This window comes from Thiobacillus denitrificans, from assembly GCF_001530125.1.
Taxonomy (GTDB): domain Bacteria; phylum Pseudomonadota; class Gammaproteobacteria; order Burkholderiales; family Thiobacillaceae; genus Thiobacillus; species Thiobacillus denitrificans_C.
This window is the reverse complement of sequence record NZ_LDUG01000030.1, coordinates 1-630: the sequence shown is the minus strand read 5'-3', so window position 1 is coordinate 630 and position 630 is coordinate 1. Positions and strand designations below refer to the sequence as shown.

The window sequence follows — 630 nt, the reverse complement described above, 5'->3', positions numbered from 1 at the left end:
AGTTGGTGCGCCACGGGCGACCGGCGGGATGCAGAATCAGGGGGAAACCCCGGCAACCAACGGAAACCCTGATGTCCTCTAACCGCATTGAAGCCCCCGCGTCGCCAGACGCGCCCCCTGGCAAGGCTGACCTCAAGTCGCTGGCCAAACTGATCGCCCGGTGGCAGCCCCCCCCCACCAGCGCTGTGCCGTGCGAGGGCAGTAAAAAAGGGAAAAGCTGGTCGCTGGCCGACTTCGATCCTGCGGCCAAGCCGTTTTCCGGCGGGGACAAACTGGCCGACAAGGCGGCCGTCGATATGCTGGCCATCGAGCTCGACGCACTGCAAAACCTGTTCTATGCCGACAAACGCTACAAGCTGCTGGTGATTTTGCAGGGCACCGACACCTCCGGCAAGGACGGCACCTTGCGCGGGGTGTTCAGCCGCATCAGCCCGCTGGGTGTGCACACGGTGGGATGGAAAACGCCGAGCGAGGACGAGCGCGCGCACGACTACCTGTGGCGCATTCACCAGCTGGTGCCGCGCGCGGGCGAGATGATGATCTTCAACCGCAGCCACTACGAAGATGTGCTGGTGCCGCCCGTCAACGGCTGGATCACGCCCGCCCAGACGGCGCAGCGCTATCAGCACA

Annotated in this window: 1 pseudogene; it reads left to right on the top strand. The window is 64.8% G+C overall.

Annotated elements, in window-relative coordinates:
• Positions 1 to 71: 71 nt before the first annotated feature.
• A pseudogene (locus ABW22_RS11120) lies at positions 72 to 630 on the top strand (hypothetical protein); the annotation flags it as partial.